The organism is Pseudomonas putida (assembly GCF_016406145.1).
Taxonomy (GTDB): Bacteria; Pseudomonadota; Gammaproteobacteria; order Pseudomonadales; family Pseudomonadaceae; genus Aquipseudomonas; species Aquipseudomonas putida_E.
The window spans coordinates 5,460,903-5,475,419 of record NZ_CP066306.1 but is presented as its reverse complement, the minus strand read 5'-3'; the positions used below and the strand labels follow the sequence as shown (position 1 = coordinate 5,475,419).

The 14,517-nt window shown below is 64.4% G+C and carries 11 protein-coding genes and 1 pseudogene; 4 read left to right on the top strand and 8 right to left on the bottom strand.

Features of this window, described 5'->3' with window-relative positions:
• Positions 1-190: 190 nt before the first annotated feature.
• Together JET17_RS25275 and fdhD are read right to left on the bottom strand one after the other, a co-directional pair.
• Positions 191-2,536, bottom strand: coding sequence for an FdhF/YdeP family oxidoreductase (locus JET17_RS25275; RefSeq protein ID WP_012316711.1), 2,346 nt, complete (start codon positions 2,534-2,536; stop codon positions 191-193).
• A gap of 5 nt (positions 2,537-2,541) precedes the next feature.
• Positions 2,542-3,372: a formate dehydrogenase accessory sulfurtransferase FdhD gene (gene fdhD / locus JET17_RS25270; protein ID WP_012316710.1), complete on the bottom strand. Its 831-nt coding sequence runs from the start codon at positions 3,370-3,372 to the stop codon at positions 2,542-2,544.
• A 192-nt stretch (positions 3,373-3,564) separates the two neighbouring features.
• On the opposite strand from fdhD, the gene lysM reads away from it, so the two are divergent.
• Entirely contained in the window at positions 3,565-4,005 is a 441-nt protein-coding gene (lysM, locus tag JET17_RS25265) for a peptidoglycan-binding protein LysM (protein ID WP_042111826.1), read from the top strand.
• A gap of 114 nt (positions 4,006-4,119) precedes the next feature.
• Here the strand turns inward: lysM and yrfG are convergent, their stop codons facing one another.
• Positions 4,120-4,782 carry a GMP/IMP nucleotidase gene (gene yrfG / locus JET17_RS25260; RefSeq protein ID WP_012316708.1) on the bottom strand — a complete coding sequence of 221 codons (663 nt, stop codon included), beginning with the start codon at positions 4,780-4,782 and terminating at the stop codon, positions 4,120-4,122.
• Positions 4,783-4,846: 64 nt separating this feature from the next.
• On the opposite strand from yrfG, the gene nudE reads away from it, so the two are divergent.
• Entirely contained in the window at positions 4,847-5,413 is a 567-nt protein-coding gene (gene nudE / locus JET17_RS25255) for an ADP compounds hydrolase NudE (protein WP_012316707.1), read from the top strand.
• Positions 5,410-6,237 carry a 3'(2'),5'-bisphosphate nucleotidase CysQ gene (gene cysQ, locus JET17_RS25250; protein WP_012316706.1) on the top strand — a complete coding sequence of 276 codons (828 nt, stop codon included), beginning with the start codon at positions 5,410-5,412 and terminating at the stop codon, positions 6,235-6,237. The genes nudE and cysQ overlap by 4 nt, the downstream gene beginning before the upstream one ends.
• On the opposite strand, the gene JET17_RS25245 is transcribed toward cysQ, so the two are convergent.
• Genes JET17_RS25245 through rfbC form a run of 5 tightly spaced genes read right to left on the bottom strand, consistent with a single transcriptional unit; the run spans position 6,226 to position 11,336 of the window.
• A complete protein-coding gene (locus JET17_RS25245; protein ID WP_012316705.1) occupies positions 6,226-6,681 on the bottom strand; it encodes a YiiD C-terminal domain-containing protein in 456 nt (151 codons plus the stop codon). The genes cysQ and JET17_RS25245 overlap by 12 nt on opposite strands.
• Positions 6,678-8,087 (bottom strand): sigma-54-dependent transcriptional regulator, encoded by a 1,410-nt coding sequence (locus JET17_RS25240; RefSeq protein WP_012316704.1) that lies wholly within the window; start codon positions 8,085-8,087, stop codon positions 6,678-6,680. Before JET17_RS25240 ends, JET17_RS25245 begins: the two co-directional genes overlap by 4 nt.
• On the bottom strand, positions 8,084-9,898 hold the full coding sequence (locus tag JET17_RS25235; RefSeq protein ID WP_012316703.1) for a sensor histidine kinase: 1,815 nt from the start codon (positions 9,896-9,898) through the stop codon (positions 8,084-8,086). The genes JET17_RS25240 and JET17_RS25235 overlap by 4 nt, the downstream gene beginning before the upstream one ends.
• 38 nt (positions 9,899-9,936) lie before the next feature.
• Positions 9,937-10,797 (bottom strand): dTDP-4-dehydrorhamnose reductase, encoded by an 861-nt coding sequence (rfbD, locus tag JET17_RS25230; protein ID WP_012316702.1) that lies wholly within the window; start codon positions 10,795-10,797, stop codon positions 9,937-9,939.
• Positions 10,794-11,336, bottom strand: coding sequence for a dTDP-4-dehydrorhamnose 3,5-epimerase (rfbC, locus tag JET17_RS25225; RefSeq protein ID WP_012316701.1), 543 nt, complete (start codon positions 11,334-11,336; stop codon positions 10,794-10,796). Before rfbC ends, rfbD begins: the two co-directional genes overlap by 4 nt.
• A 191-nt stretch (positions 11,337-11,527) precedes the next feature.
• Between rfbC and JET17_RS25220 the strand changes: the two are divergent.
• Positions 11,528-14,432: pseudogene (locus tag JET17_RS25220) on the top strand (aminotransferase).
• Positions 14,433-14,517 lie beyond the last annotated feature (85 nt).

Here is a 14,517-nt window from a genome sequence, read left to right as displayed (position 1 = left end):
GAGGGCGAATTTGCAGTTCCTTGAGGCGGCTGGCAACGAAAATCCGACGAGTAGCACGAGTTGTACACAATTCTCTAAGTTACTGTTTTCACGATGAAACTTTATCGATTTTCGTGTGTCTGAGGTAATTGTGACAAAGCCCTGAACCCCTGTGGAACAGGGCTTTTTTGTTTTTACCCGTACGGTTCGATTACACGATTCGCCCGTCGTCGCGCGCCCGCTCCAACTTGATGGCGACGAACTTGGAGGTCGGTGTATGGCTGCCCTCACCGATGCTTTCCAACGGGATCAGCGGATTCACTTCCGGGTAGTACGCCGCCGCCTGCCCAGCCGGGATATCGAAAGCCAGCAGGGTGAAGCCCTGCACACGGCGCACATGCGAATCGCCCCACAACGAGACGATGTCGACCTTCTGCCCCGGCTGGAAGCCCAGGCGAATGATGTCGGCCTCGTTGACGAACAGCACGTCACGCTGGCCGCGCACGCCACGGTAGCGGTCGTCCAGGCCATAGATGGTGGTGTTGTACTGATCGTGCGAGCGCATGGACTGCATGATCAGGTCCGGTACCTGGCCGCTGGCGCGAACCCGCTCGTCGAGCAGGGTGTCCGGCAGCAGGTTGGCCTTGAAATTGGCGCGGCCGTTGGTGGTCTTCCACTGGCGGCTGGCTGCACTGTTGCCCAGGTAGAAGCCCCCTGGGTGGCTCAGGCGCTGGTTGAAGTCGGCAAAGCCTGCAATCGTGTCGCCGATCAAGTCCCGGATACGGTTGTAGTCGGCCACAAGCCAGTGCCAGTCGACCGGGTTTTTGCCAAGTGTGGCAGCGGCGATGCCGGCAACCACTGCCGGCTCTGAGCGCATCTGGGTCGATAGCGGCTTGAGCTGGCCGTTGGAGGCATGGACCATGCTGAAAGAGTCTTCAACGGTGACCGCCTGCGGCCCGTCGGCCTGCAGGTCGATATCGGTGCGGCCCAGGCACGGCAGAATCAGCGCCTGTTTGCCGTGGATCAGGTGGCTGCGGTTGAGCTTGGTGCTGATGTGCACGGTCAGCGCGCAGTTGCGCAGGGCCTGGGCGGTACGCTCGGTATCCGGGGTGGCCTGGGCGAAGTTGCCACCCAGCCCGATGAACACCTTGGCGCGGCCGTCGAGCATGGCGTGGATCGCTTCGACGGTGTTGTGGCCATTGTGCCGCGGTACCGGGAAATTGAAGCGTTTTTCGATGGCATCGAGCAGCGCCACCGGCGGGCGTTCATTGATACCCATGGTGCGGTCGCCCTGCACGTTGCTGTGGCCGCGTACCGGGCACAGCCCTGCGCCAGGCACTCCGATGTTGCCGCGCAGCATCTGCAGGTTGACGATTTCCTGAATGGTCGGCACCGAGTGGCGGTGCTGGGTGATGCCCATCGCCCAGCACATGATCACCCGTTTGCCACGGCAGTACATGCGTGCAGCCAGCTCGATGTCAGCAAGCTCAAGGCCCGACTGCTCCTGAATGTGCGCCCACGAGGTGGCGTCCACTGCAGCCAGGTACTCATCGACACCGTGACCATGCTCGGCGATGAATACGTGATCGAATACCGCCGGCTCGCCTTTGGCCTGCGCCTCACGCTCCCACTGCAGCAGGAATTTGGCCATGCCGCGCAACAGCGCCATGTCGCCGCCCAAGGCCGGGCGGAAGAACGCCGTGTTGGTCGGCCGGTCGCTGTTGGTCAGCATTTCCAGCGGGTTCTGCGGGTGCTGGAAGCGCTCCAGGCCGCGCTCCTTTAGCGGGTTGATGCACACCACCTGGGCGCCACGCTTTACGGCATCGCGTAGCGGGTCGAGCATGCGGGGGTGGTTGGTGCCGGGGTTCTGGCCCCAGACGAAGATCGCATCGGCGTGCTCGAAATCATCGAAGGTGACAGTGCCCTTGCCCACACCGATGCTTTGCCCCAAGGCTACGCCGCTAGCCTCGTGGCACATGTTCGAACAGTCGGGGAAGTTGTTGGTGCCGTATGCACGCACGAACAGCTGGTACAGGAACGCCGCTTCGTTGCTGGCCCGCCCGGAGGTATAGAACTCGGCCTGATCGGGGCTTGCCAGGTTGTTCAGCTCTCGGGCGATCAGGGCAAAGGCTGCATCCCAGGCGATCGGCTGATAGCGGTCGCTGGCCGGGTCGTAGACCATCGGTTCGGTCAGGCGGCCTTGGTATTCCAGCCAGTAGTCGCTCTGCTCAAGCAGCGCGCTGACGCTGTAGCGGGCGAAGAAGGCCGCATCGACTCGGCGCTTGGTGGCTTCCCAGTTGACCGCCTTGGCGCCGTTCTCGCAAAACTTGACCATGCCGCTTTCGGGCGAGTCGCCCCAGGCGCAACCGGGGCAGTCGAAGCCGCCATTCTGGTTGGTCTTGAGCAGGGCGCGAAGATTCTTCAACGCATTGTCGCTGCCGACCCAGGCCTTGGCCACGCTGCGCAAGGCGCCCCAGCCACCAGCGGGGCCGTGGTAGGGCTTGTAGCGTGGTGGGGAGGCTGGGGCGTTGTCTGGAAGAGGCTGGTACGAGGTCACGGCTATTACGACTCCGCCGCTGGGCTATAGACCCGCGGTGCACTGTGTTTGGGCAGATGAATGAGGTTGAGGTTGTGCTTGCGCGCCCATTGCAGGGCAAGCCCGGTAGGGGCCGAGAGGCTGACCAAGGTCTGGATGCCGGCACGCAGGACTTTCTGGATCAGCTCCAGGCTGCAGCGGCTGGTGACGATCGCCAGGCCGCCTTCGGTGGCGATGCCCTGGCGCAGCAGGGCGCCGATCAGCTTATCCAGGGCGTTGTGGCGGCCGATGTCTTCGCGGCCGAGCAGCAGTTCGCCCTGGGCGTTCATGAACAATGCCGCATGCACGGCACCACAGTGCTGGCCCAGAGGCTGGAAGGCATCGATACGCTCACGCAGGCCCACCAGCCACTGCGCCGGTGGCAATGGCGCGCCAGGCAGCTCGGCCAGCTCCGGCAGCGCCTGCTCCAGGGCTTCGACGCCACACAGGCCGCAACCGCTGGTGCCGGCCAGTTGGCGGCGCTGGTTTTTCAGGTTCCAGAATGCGCGGCTGGAAATCTCCAGGTCGGCGTACAACGCCGAGCCGCTGCCGGAGAGCTTCAGGTCGTAGATGTCCGCGGTACCTTCGACAATGCCGCTGCCAACGCTGAAGCCGACCGCAAAGTCTTCAAGATCGGTGGGGCTGACCAGCATCACGGCCTGGTTGAGGCCGTTGTAGACGATGGCCAGGGCGACTTCTTCGGCCAGCGGCGTGCTGGCGCGCGCAGCGTCGTCGAGCTGGACGTAATCGTAGGTGTTGCTGGCGGCAGGTAATGCCAGAGGCGTCGAGGCCGCGCAGACCGGAGGCTTGCTGTTCATCGGGGCTGGTTGTTCATCGGTGCTGACTACCGGCGGCTTTTTGATAGCACCAGCCTAGGCCTGTGGGCCGGTCACGTCTAATCGCTAGGGTCTATGCCTTGATAGACCGCGTCGATTGGTCGCAGTGGGGCGGGGTAGGAAATCCTGGCCTAGACTCGTGTTTCCGAGGTTATCGTCAACATGGAGAACGCAATGAGCCTTTTCAGTTTCGTGAAGGAAGCCGGCGAGAAGTTGATCGACCTGCTGACCCCAGGCAATGCCAATGCCGAGGAGCAGTTGAAGAAACACGTGGAGAGTGTCGGCCTGGGCAACCCGAACATCACCGCTACGGTCGAGGGTGACAAGATCATCCTCAAGGGCGAGGTGGCCAGCCAGGAGGAGAAGGAGAAAATCATCCTCGCGGCCGGCAACATAAGTGGTGTGGCCAGCGTTGATGATCAGATCACTGTAACAGGGCCGGTGGTTCAGGCTGCGCGGTTCGTAACCGTGAAAAAGGGTGACACGCTGTCAGCCATTGCCGTGGTCGTGTATGGCAACGCCGGCCAGTACAACAAGATCTTCGAAGCCAACAAGCCGATGCTCAAGCACCCGGACAAGATCTATCCGGGGCAGGTGCTGCGGATTCCGGACTGACAGATTTCTATCGTTTGCTCCGGCCAATCGCCGGCAAGCCGGCCCCCACAGGACAACCACAGCTCTGAATAGGTGTGGAGTACCTGTGGTAGCCGGCTTGCCGGCGATCTGGCCTTAAAGGCCTACCAGCAACTCCCGGTAATCCTCGACTGCCGCAAACTCCTGGGTATCGCGCGGCGCCGCCTGGCTATCGGGCTGGCGCACGGCCAGCAAATGCCCCACGCCAAACCGCCGGGCACTGCGCAGAATGGCCAAGGTGTCGTCGATGAACAGGCTGCGCCCAGGCTCGAACCCGATATCAGCCTGCAACGCATCCCAGAACTGCGGGCTCTCTTTCGGGTAGCCGTAATCATGGGAACTGATCAGCCGCTCGAAATACGGCGCCAGCTCCACCCGCTCCAGCTTCAACGACAGCGAATCGCGGTGCGCATTGGTGATCATGACCACGCGCTTGCCGGCCTGGCGGATCGCTGCCAGGAAGGTATCGGCGTCTGGGCGCAGGGCGATCAGGTCGGCGATCTCGCGCTTGAGTTCGCGGATCGGCAAGTTCAGCTCGCGGCTCCAGAAGTCCAGGCAGTACCAGTTGAGCGTGCCGGCATTGCGTTCGAACAGCGGCTGCAGCTCCATTTCGGCCATCGCCCGGCTTACGCCGTGCACCTGGGCGTAGCGCTGGGGCAGGTGCTCCAGCCAGAAGCGGTTGTCGTAGTGCAAATCGAGCAGCGTGCCGTCCATGTCCAGCAGGACAGTATCGATGGCAGACCAGGGAAGAACAGGCATGGGAAACTCTCGTTCAGTCGGCAAGCCACGGTATAGTAACCCGTTCACGCCAAGGAGCCGCCCCATGCGCCAGAAACCCACCGTTCTCAGCCGCGAGATCGTCGCCAGCAGCCGCTTGTTCCGCGTAGAGGCCGTGCAGTTGCGTTTCAGCAACGGCAACGAGCGTACCTACGAGCGCCTGGTCGGGCGCGGCAATGGATACGGCGCCGTCATGATCGTGGCCATGCTCGATGCCGAACACGCGGTGCTGGTGGAGGAGTATTGCGGTGGTACAGATGAATACGAACTGTCCCTGCCCAAAGGCCTGATCGAACCGGGCGAGGATGTGCTGGCAGCGGCTGACCGGGAGCTCAAGGAAGAAGCCGGCTTTGGCGCGCGTCAGCTGGAACACCTGACCGAGCTTTCGCTGTCCCCCGGCTACATGAGCCAGAAGATCCAGGTGGTGCTGGCCACCGACCTTTACGAAGAGCGGCTGGAGGGCGACGAGCCGGAGCCGATGCGGGTGGACAAGGTCAACCTTCGCGACCTCTCGGCGCTGGCCATGCACCCCCAGTTCAGCGAGGGGCGGGCGCTGGCGGCGTTGTACCTGGCGCGTGACTTGCTGATTCAGCGGGGGCTGCTCGAGGTATGAACGACCAGCAACTGATGCATGAAGTGGTGAAACTGGCCGGCTTGGCAGGGCAGGCGATCCTGCCGTTCTGGCGCGCCGACGTGGCGGTGACCAACAAGGCGGATGATTCGCCAGTGACCGCCGCCGACCTGGCCGCACACCGGGTTATCGCCGACGGCCTGCAGGCGCTGGCGCCGCAGATCCCTGTGCTGTCCGAGGAAGACTGCAATATCCCGTTGGCCGAGCGCCAGGGCTGGCAGCGCTGGTGGCTGGTCGACCCTTTGGACGGTACCAAGGAGTTCATCGCGGGTAGCGAAGAGTTCACCGTCAATATCGCGCTGATCGAAAACGGCGAAGTTGTGTTTGGCGTGGTTTCGATGCCGACCAGCGGCCGCTGCTATTTCGGTGGCCAAGGCCTGGGCGCCTGGCGGGCAGAGGCAGGCGGCGAGCCGCAACCGGTCCAGGTCCGTAACGCGCCACCTGCCGATGGTCGTTTCACCGTGGTGGCCAGCCGTCGCCATTCCAGCCCACAGCAGGAAGCGTTGCTGTCTGGGCTCGGCGCTGCTGTCGGTGAGCTGGAGCTGGCCAATATCGGCAGCTCGCTCAAGTTCTGCCTGCTGGCCGAAGGCAGCGCCGACTGCTACCCGCGCCTGGCGCCGACCTCGCAGTGGGACACCGCTGCGGCGCAAGGCGTGCTGGAAGGGGCAGGCGGCGAAGTGATCGGCGTGGACGGCCAGCCGTTCCGCTACCCGCCACGCGAATCCCTGCTCAACCCCTTCTTCCTCGCCTTGCCCGCAGCTGCCAGCTGGCGTCAGGCGCTAATCCAGCTCGCCTCAGCGATGTAACACATACTGCCCGCTGAACCTTACGGCGGGCTCGTCGCTGCCAGCATTGCAAACCGTGGTGTCCAGCGTCAGCCGCGCACGGCCGCGGCGCTGATACATCGCAATGAAACGCCCCCAGGTTTTTTCGTCCGGTGCGGCGCAGCGCGCCACTGCCGTGCCGGTGACCGGTAGCGGATAGCTGATCTGGCCTTCCTGAATGACGATATGCCCGTCGTCGATGCCCAGCTCGCGCAGGCGCAGGTGCAACCAGCCCCAGCCCACCAGCACGGCGGCGCAGTACAGGCTGCCGCCGAACATGGTGCTTTTGTGGTTGACGTTGGCGGCCAGCGGCAGCTGCAGGCGCAGGCTCTGGCCTTGCCAATCGATGACCTGCAGGCCCATTTCACGGGTCAGGGGAATGTCGCTGTGCAGGACGCCCTGCAGGTACTGGCTGTCGCTGTTCATGGGCGGTTGTCCTCGTGGTCGTCAGGCCCGCTGTGGCCACCGTCAAAACTGAGGCCGTGCTTGCGCAGCTTGTCATGCAAGGTTTTGCGCGGGATACCGAGTGCCTCGGCCAGGCTGCGCATGGAGCTGTGCGGCTGGCCCAGTTCGGCGGCAATCAACGAACGCTCGAACTGCTCTACCTGTTCGCTGAGGTTGCCCAGCTGAAGCGGGGCTGTGGGTGCTGCGGCAGCGGGGGCCTGGTGATCGAGCGCCAGCTCCAGGCCAAGGGCGAAACGCTCGGCGGCGTTTTGCAGTTCGCGCACATTGCCTGGCCAGGCATGGCGCAGCAGCATGGCCCGGTGCGCCGGCTGCAGGGTTTGCGGTGGCAAGCCGTGGCGTTGGCTGGCGGTATCGGCGAAATGCTGGAACAGCACCAGGATGTCATCCCCTCGCTCGCGCAGCGGCGGGATGCGCAGCGGTGCCACGTTCAGGCGGTAGTAAAGGTCGGCACGGAAGCGGCCTTGGTCGGCGGACTGGCGCAGGTCCTCCTTGGTTGCGGCAATGATGCGGATGTCCAGCGGGATCAGCTGGTTGCCGCCCAGGCGCTCGACTACTCGCTCCTGCAGCAGGCGCAGCAACTTCACCTGCACGTCCAGGCTCATGCTTTCGATTTCGTCGAGGAACAGCGTGCCGCCATTGGCGAACTCGAACTTGCCGATGCGGCGCTTCTGCGCGCCGGTGAAAGCGCCGGGCTCATGGCCGAACAGCTCGCTTTCGACCACCGACTCGGCCAGTGCGCCGGCATTGATGGCCACGAATGGCCCATCGCGGCGGCTGGACAGATCGTGCAGGGCGCGGGCCACCACCTCCTTGCCAGCGCCGGTTTCGCCGAGGATGAGCACGTCGGCGCGGGTACCGGCCAGGGCACCGATCTGTTCGCGCAGGCGCTGCATGGCGGGCGAATGGCCGACCAGGCGGGTGGCCAGTTGCTGGCGGTCGCTCAAGGCCAGGCGCAGGCTGCGGTTGTCGAGCACCAGCCGGCGCAGGGCCAGCGCGCGGCGCACGCTGTCGAGCAGAGCTTCACTGGCAAAGGGCTTTTCAAGGAAGTCGTAGGCGCCAGCGCGCATGGCCTGCACCGCCAGGGGCACATCGCCGTGGCCGGTGATCAGCAGCACTGGCAGTTCGTTGTCACGCCCGTGCAATTGTTCGAGCAGTTGCAAGCCATCGATGCCGGGCATGCGGATGTCGCTGACGACCACGCCAGGCCAGTCGGGCTCCAGGCGCTCGGCCAGGCCTTGGGCGTCGGCCAGGGCAACCACCTTGAGCCCCGCCAGGTCGAGGGTTTGGCTCAAGGCCTGGCGCAGGTGTGGGTCGTCGTCGACCAGCAGCACCTGGGCCTGGCTGTCGATCTGTATCTCGGGGGTCATGCCGAGGGGTCCTCCGATGGTTGCAGGTTGGCGCCGGGCGCTGCCACACGCATTTGCAGGGTGAGCAGGGCGCCGCCTTCCGGGTGGTTGGCCAGCAGCAGTTCACCGCCCAGGGCACGCATCAGGCTTTCGCAGATGGCCAGGCCCAAGCCCAGGCCCTGGGTGCGGGTCTTGGTGGTGAAGAACGGCTCCTTGGCGTGCTCAAGGGCCTGCCGGCTGAAGCCCGGGCCATTGTCGCGGATGAACAGGTAGACGTAGTCATCGCGTTTTTCGGCACTCAGCCACAGCCGGCGCGGGTTGGCTTTTTCAGTCAGGGCATCGAGGGCGTTGGCCAGCAGGTTACCGAGCACCTGGCGCAGGCGTGTCTCCCCGGCCTGCACCCACAGGGTGGCATCAGGCAGGTCACGGATCAGCTCAACGGCCATCGCTCGGCGACGTTTGGCCAGCAGAGCCAGGGCGTCATCCAGCGCCGGTTGCAGGGCCACGCTTTCCGGCGCATGGCGGTCCCGCCGGGCGAAGGCCCGCAGGTGAGCGATGATCGAGGCCATGCGCCCGGTCAGTTCGCCGATCAGCTTGAGGTTGCCGCGGGCATCTTCAGTGCGCTGGTGATCGAGCAGGATCTCGGCGTTTTCCGCGTAACTGCGGATGGCTGCCAAGGGCTGGTTGAGTTCGTGGCTGATGCTCGCCGACATGGTGCCGAGCACCGACAGCTTGCCCGCTTGCACCAGCTCGTCCTGTGCGCGCACCAGCTCCTGCTGGGCATTCTCGCGCTCCAGTACCGCGCTTTTCAGGCGGTTGTTGAGGCCTTCCAGGTCGGCGGTGCGCTGGGCCACACGATTTTCCAGCTCCTGGCGGCCCCGGGCTTCGAAGTCGATGCGGTCGATATAGTGCCGGCGGCGTTGCATCACCAGGCCGGCCAGCAGCATCAGCACCAGCAGTGTGCCGCCACCGATGGCCATGACGGTTTGCACCGAGCGGTCGACCAATATGCGCGGTGCGAGGATGCTGACCTGCCAGCCGGTCTCCTTGATGTCACGCGTCTGGGCCAGCCAGGCGTCCTGGTTGAGCACCAGCGGCTGTGGCGCCTGGGTCGGGTAGGGCTGGATGGCGATGATTGCCTGGCGCTCGGCCTCGGTCAGCTCGCGCGTGGCGCGAAAGCGCCAGTCGGGCCGCGAGGTGAGGATCACCACACCGTTATGGTCGGTTAGCAACAGTTGCTCAGGCGTATTGCCCCAGAGTGTCTCGGTGTGGTCCAGGTCGACCTTGACCACCAATACCCCGACGATGCGTTCACGGTCATGGACTGCTGCGGCAAAAAAATAGCCGCGCTTGGCCGATGTGGTGCCTTGGCCGAAGAAGCGCCCAAGTTGCCCGGCCATGGCCTCGTTGAAGTACGGGCGGAAGGCGAAATTACGGCCAACGAAGCTGTCGCGCTTGTCCCAGTTGGAGGCGGCCAGGGTATTGCCGCTGACGTCCATCAGGTACATCACCTCGGCACCGGTCTGGTGGGCGATGTCTTTGAGCAGGCGGTTGGCGTTGGTTACCGCTTCGAGCTTGAACGGGTCGGCCAGTACGCCGCGCAGCGCCGGCAATTCGCCAAGAATTTGCGGCAGGGTCTCGTAGCGGTGCAGGGTGCCGAGCAGGTTGGCGACGTACAGGTCCAGGGTCTGGCGATTCTGCGACGCCAGTTCGTCCTGATAATAGCGTTCGGCAAGGTGATGCAGCGGCCACAGCAAAGGGGCCAGGCACAGGGCCAACAGGGCCAGGCTGCGCCAGCGGGGACGGCGTGGGTGCGTGGGTTTTGCAATCATCGCGTAAATGCGCCAGAAGGGTCTGGCGCAATTATGCGCTACTTGAGGCAGTCGATCAGCGCCTGCTGCCAGTGCGGTAGCGTTACGTCCCATTCGCGGGCCAGGCGTGAGCAGTCCAGGCGCGAGTTGGCCGGCCGGCGCGCGGGCGTGGGGTATTCGCTGGAGGGTATCGGCAGCAGCTCGGCGCAGGGCAGGCCACGGGCCTTGAGCTGCTCGCCGATGGCCTGGGCAAAGCCGAACCACGAGGTCTGGCCCTGGGCTGTCAGGTGATAGGTGCCCCAGGCACCGGCCCTGCCGGCCTGCCAGCGCTCGATCAGCGCGCGAGTGCTGAGGGCGATGGTCGAGGCCCAGGTTGGCGCGCCGATCTGGTCGTTGACCACTCGCAGTTGCGGTTTTTCCTGCAGCAGGCGTTGCATGGTCAGCAGGAAGTTGCGCCCGTGCAGCGAGTACACCCAGCTGGTACGCAGAATCAGGTGTGCGCCGCCCACGGCAGCGATAGCCTGCTCACCGGCAAGCTTGCTGCGCCCGTAGACACCGAGCGGGTTGGGTACATCCTGCTCGGTGTATGGCGCGGCCTTTTCCCCGTCGAACACGTAGTCGGTGGAGTAGTGAATCAGCGGTGCGCCAAGGCGCAGCGCTTCTTCGGCAAGCACGCCAGGGGCTTGGGCATTGATCGCAAAGGCGGTGTCCGGCTCGCTTTCGGCCTGGTCCACTGCGGTGTAGGCGGCAGCGTTGATGATCAGCTCGGGGGCAAGCTGGCGCAGCGGTTCGCGCAAGGCCTCGGGCTGTGCCAGGTCCAGCTGGTCGCGGCCCAGCAGGTGTACCTCGCCCAGGCCGGCCAACTGCGTTTTCAGCGCTTGGGCGACCTGGCCATTGTGGCCACACACGAGCACCCTCATGGGAACAGGTCCGCGTCAGCCAGCAGCGCGCCGGCCTGGTCCTTGGCCGACAGCAGCGGTGCTTCCACGCCCCAGTCGATGGCCAGCTGTGGATCATCCCAGCGGATGCAGCGCTCGGCGGCGGGGTTGTAGTAGTCGGTGGTCTTGTACAGGAAGTCAGCCGATTCGCTCAACACCAAAAAACCATGGGCGAACCCTGGCGGGATCCAGAACTGGCGGTGGTCTTCGGCGCACAGGCGGGTGGCTACCCAGCGGCCGAATGTGGGTGAGCTACGGCGGATGTCCACGGCCACATCCAGCACTTCGCCCTGAACAACCCGCACCAGTTTCCCCTGGGGGTTATCGATCTGGTAGTGCAGGCCGCGGAGCACGCCGCGCTGTGAGCGGGAGTGGTTGTCCTGGACGAAATGGGCGTCAAAGCCTGTCAGCCTGGCAAACTCGCGGGCATTGAAGCTTTCGAAGAAAAAGCCGCGGCTGTCACCGAAGAGCTTGGGCTCGATGATCAGTACGTCGGGTATGTCTGTAGCGATTATGTTCATGGCAATTTTCTGACCAGTGTACTCAGGGGTGGACCGTACCGGCCTCGTTCAATGTAGCCGCCTTGGCGCTTTGCAGCCCGGATTGCCATCATGACCGAGCGTGGACGCACGATCATCATTTCATCATTGCCACTTGTGTATCGGCCTTGGCAGTGGCGAGATAAGCGAAAAGTAAAAGAGGTTCCATCTTCATGCCCCTCAGCACCCTGATCCAGCGTTCCAGCCTGCCAAGCCCTTCGCTCAGCGAAGCCCAGGCGCATGCCTTGCTTCAGGCGCATTACGACCTGGCCGGCAGCCTGTCCAGGCTGGGTAGCCAGCAAGACCTGAACTTGCGTCTGGATACTGGGCAGGAGCGGTTTGTGCTCAAGGTTTGCCACGGCAATTATGCCCAGATGGAACTGGAGGCGCAGCATGCGGCGCTGGCTTACCTGCGCGAGCAAGGGTTGCCGGTACCTGCCGTACGCCCGGCACGCGACGGCCAGTCGCTGTTGGCACTGAACATCGATGGCCAACCGCTGCGCGCCCGTCTGCTCGATTATATAGAAGGGCAGCCGCTGACCCGCCTCAAGCACATGCAGCCTCGCCTGATGGCCGAACTGGGCGCGCTGTGCGCCCGGGTCGACAAAGCCTTGGCCGATTTCGACCACCCAGGCCTGGTGCGCACCCTGCAATGGGACCCGCAGCACGCCCAGGCGCTCATCGAGCATTTGTTGCCAGTGCTGCAGGATGCCGGGCAGCGCACCCGCCTGGAGCAGGCTACCCGCCTGGCCGCCGCGCACCTGGCACCGTTGGTCGACGACCTGCCGAGCCAGGCCGTGCACCTGGACATCACCGATGACAATGCCGTCTGGGCCCGCGATGAGCAGCGCCAGTGGCAGCTGCAGGGCATCATCGATTTCGGTGACCTGGTGCGTACCTGGCGCATCGCCGACTTGTCGGTGACCTGCGCGGCCTTGCTGCACCATGCCGAAGGCGACCCGCTGCGCATCCTGCCGGCCGTGCGCGCCTACCATGCCCTCAACCCGCTGAGCGAAACCGAGTTGCGCGCCCTGTGGCCGCTTGTGCTCAACCGCGCTGCCGTGCTGGTGCTCAGCAGTGAGCAACAACTGGCCGTGGACCCCGGCAACCAGTACACCCGTGACAACATCGCCCATGAGTGGGAGATCTTCGATACCGCTACCGCCGTGCCATTCGCGCTGATGGAAGCGGCCATTCTGCAGGCCGCCGGCATCGAACCGAGCCGACCGGACCTGGCCGATTGCGCCCTGTTGCTGCCAGACCTCGCCCGTGAGGCGGTCACGCGCGTCGACCTGGGCGTGCTGAGCCCCCTCTGCGAGGCCGGTAACTGGGAGCAGCCCGGCTTCGATCAGCGTCAGCTGACGGCCCAGCCCGCGCCTGCTTGCAGCCTGCATGGCCAGTATCGCCTGTCGCAAACCCACATCGACCGCCCTGATGAGCCGGCCACCTGCGCCCTGGGCGTCGAACTGCACGTGCCTAACGGCAGTGCGGTACAGGCCCCGCAAGCCGGGACCTGGCAGCGCCATGGCGATGGCCGTGGCTGCTTGCGCACGGCACAGTGGGCCTTGTGGCTCAGTGGCCTGGAAGATACCCCCGCAGATGGCCAGGCCGTGGCCAAGGGGCAGGCGCTGGGCAGCAGCTGTGGTTTTCTCAGTGTGCAGCTGTGCCTGGACGCCAGCATCCAGCCGCCACTGTTCGCTGCACCTTCCCAGGCTGCCGCCTGGCTGGCGCTGTGCCCCTCGCCTGCAGCTTTGCTGGGTTTCGACTGCGATGCCGAGCCGCTGGCCGACCCCCAGGCATTGCTGGCCCGCCGCGACGCCAGCTTTGCCCGCTCGCAGAAGCACTACTATGCACAGCCACCACACATCGAGCGCGGCTGGCGCAACTACCTGATCGACATGCAAGGCCGCTCCTACCTCGACATGCTCAACAACGTCGCGGTACTCGGCCATGGTCACCCTCGCATGGTGGCCGAGTCGGCACGGCAGTGGTCGTTGCTCAATACCAACTCGCGCTTCCATTACGCGGCCATTGCCGAGTTTTCTGAACGCCTGCTCAAGTTGGCGCCGGCGGGCTTTGACCGAGTGTTCTTGGTCAACAGTGGTACCGAGGCCAACGACCTGGCCATTCGCCTGGCCTGGGCCTACAGCGGCGGTCGCGACCTACTCAGCGTGCTGGAGGCCTACCATGGCTGGTCGGTGGCGACCGATGCCATTTCCACCTCTATTGCCGACAACCCGCAAGCCCTGGAAACCCGACCCGACTGGGTGCACCCGGTCGAGGCGCCGAATACCTTCCGTGGCCGCTACCGTGGCGCAGACAGTGCCGGTGACTATCTACGCGACGTCGATGCTTTTCAAGCTCGCCGACCTCGATGCCCGTGGCCGTCAGCTGGCCGGCATGATCTGCGAACCGGTTTATGGCAACGCCGGTGGCATCTCGCTGCCTGCGGGTTACCTGAAAGAGGCGTATGCCAAGGTCCGTGCCCGCGGCGGTGTGTGCATCGCCGATGAAGTGCAGGTGGGCTATGGCCGCCTGGGTGAGTACTTCTGGGGCTTCGAGGAGCAGGGGGTGGTGCCCGACATCATCACCATGGCCAAGGGTATGGGCAACGGCCAGCCACTGGGTGCGGTGATTACCCGGCGCGAGATTGCCGAGGCGCTGGAGGCGCAGGGCTACTTCTTCTCCTCGGCTGGCGGCAGCCCGGTGAGTTGCCGTATCGGCATGGCGGTGCTGGACGTGATGGACGAGGAGGGGTTGTGGCAGAACACCCGCGAAACCGGGCGGTATTTCAAAGCGCGCCTGCAAGCGTTGGTCGATAAACATCCGCTTGCCGGTGCCACGCATGGTTCGGGGTTCTACCTGGGCCTGGAGCTGGTGCGTGACCGCCAGACGCTGGAGCCGGCCACCGAGGAAACCATGGTGCTGTGCGACCGCCTGCGTGACTTGGGGATCTTCATGCAGCCGACCGGCGACTACCTGAACATCCTCAAGATCAAGCCGCCGATGTGCACCACGCGCGCCAGCGTGGACTACTTTGTGAACAGTGTGGACCGCATCCTGTCCGAAGGGTTGTAAGCACAAACGATGCCGCCCATGCCGATTGTTATCGGCATGAGCGGCATTTTTATCTGCCGTTCAGCGTTTTCATCCTTTTAATGCC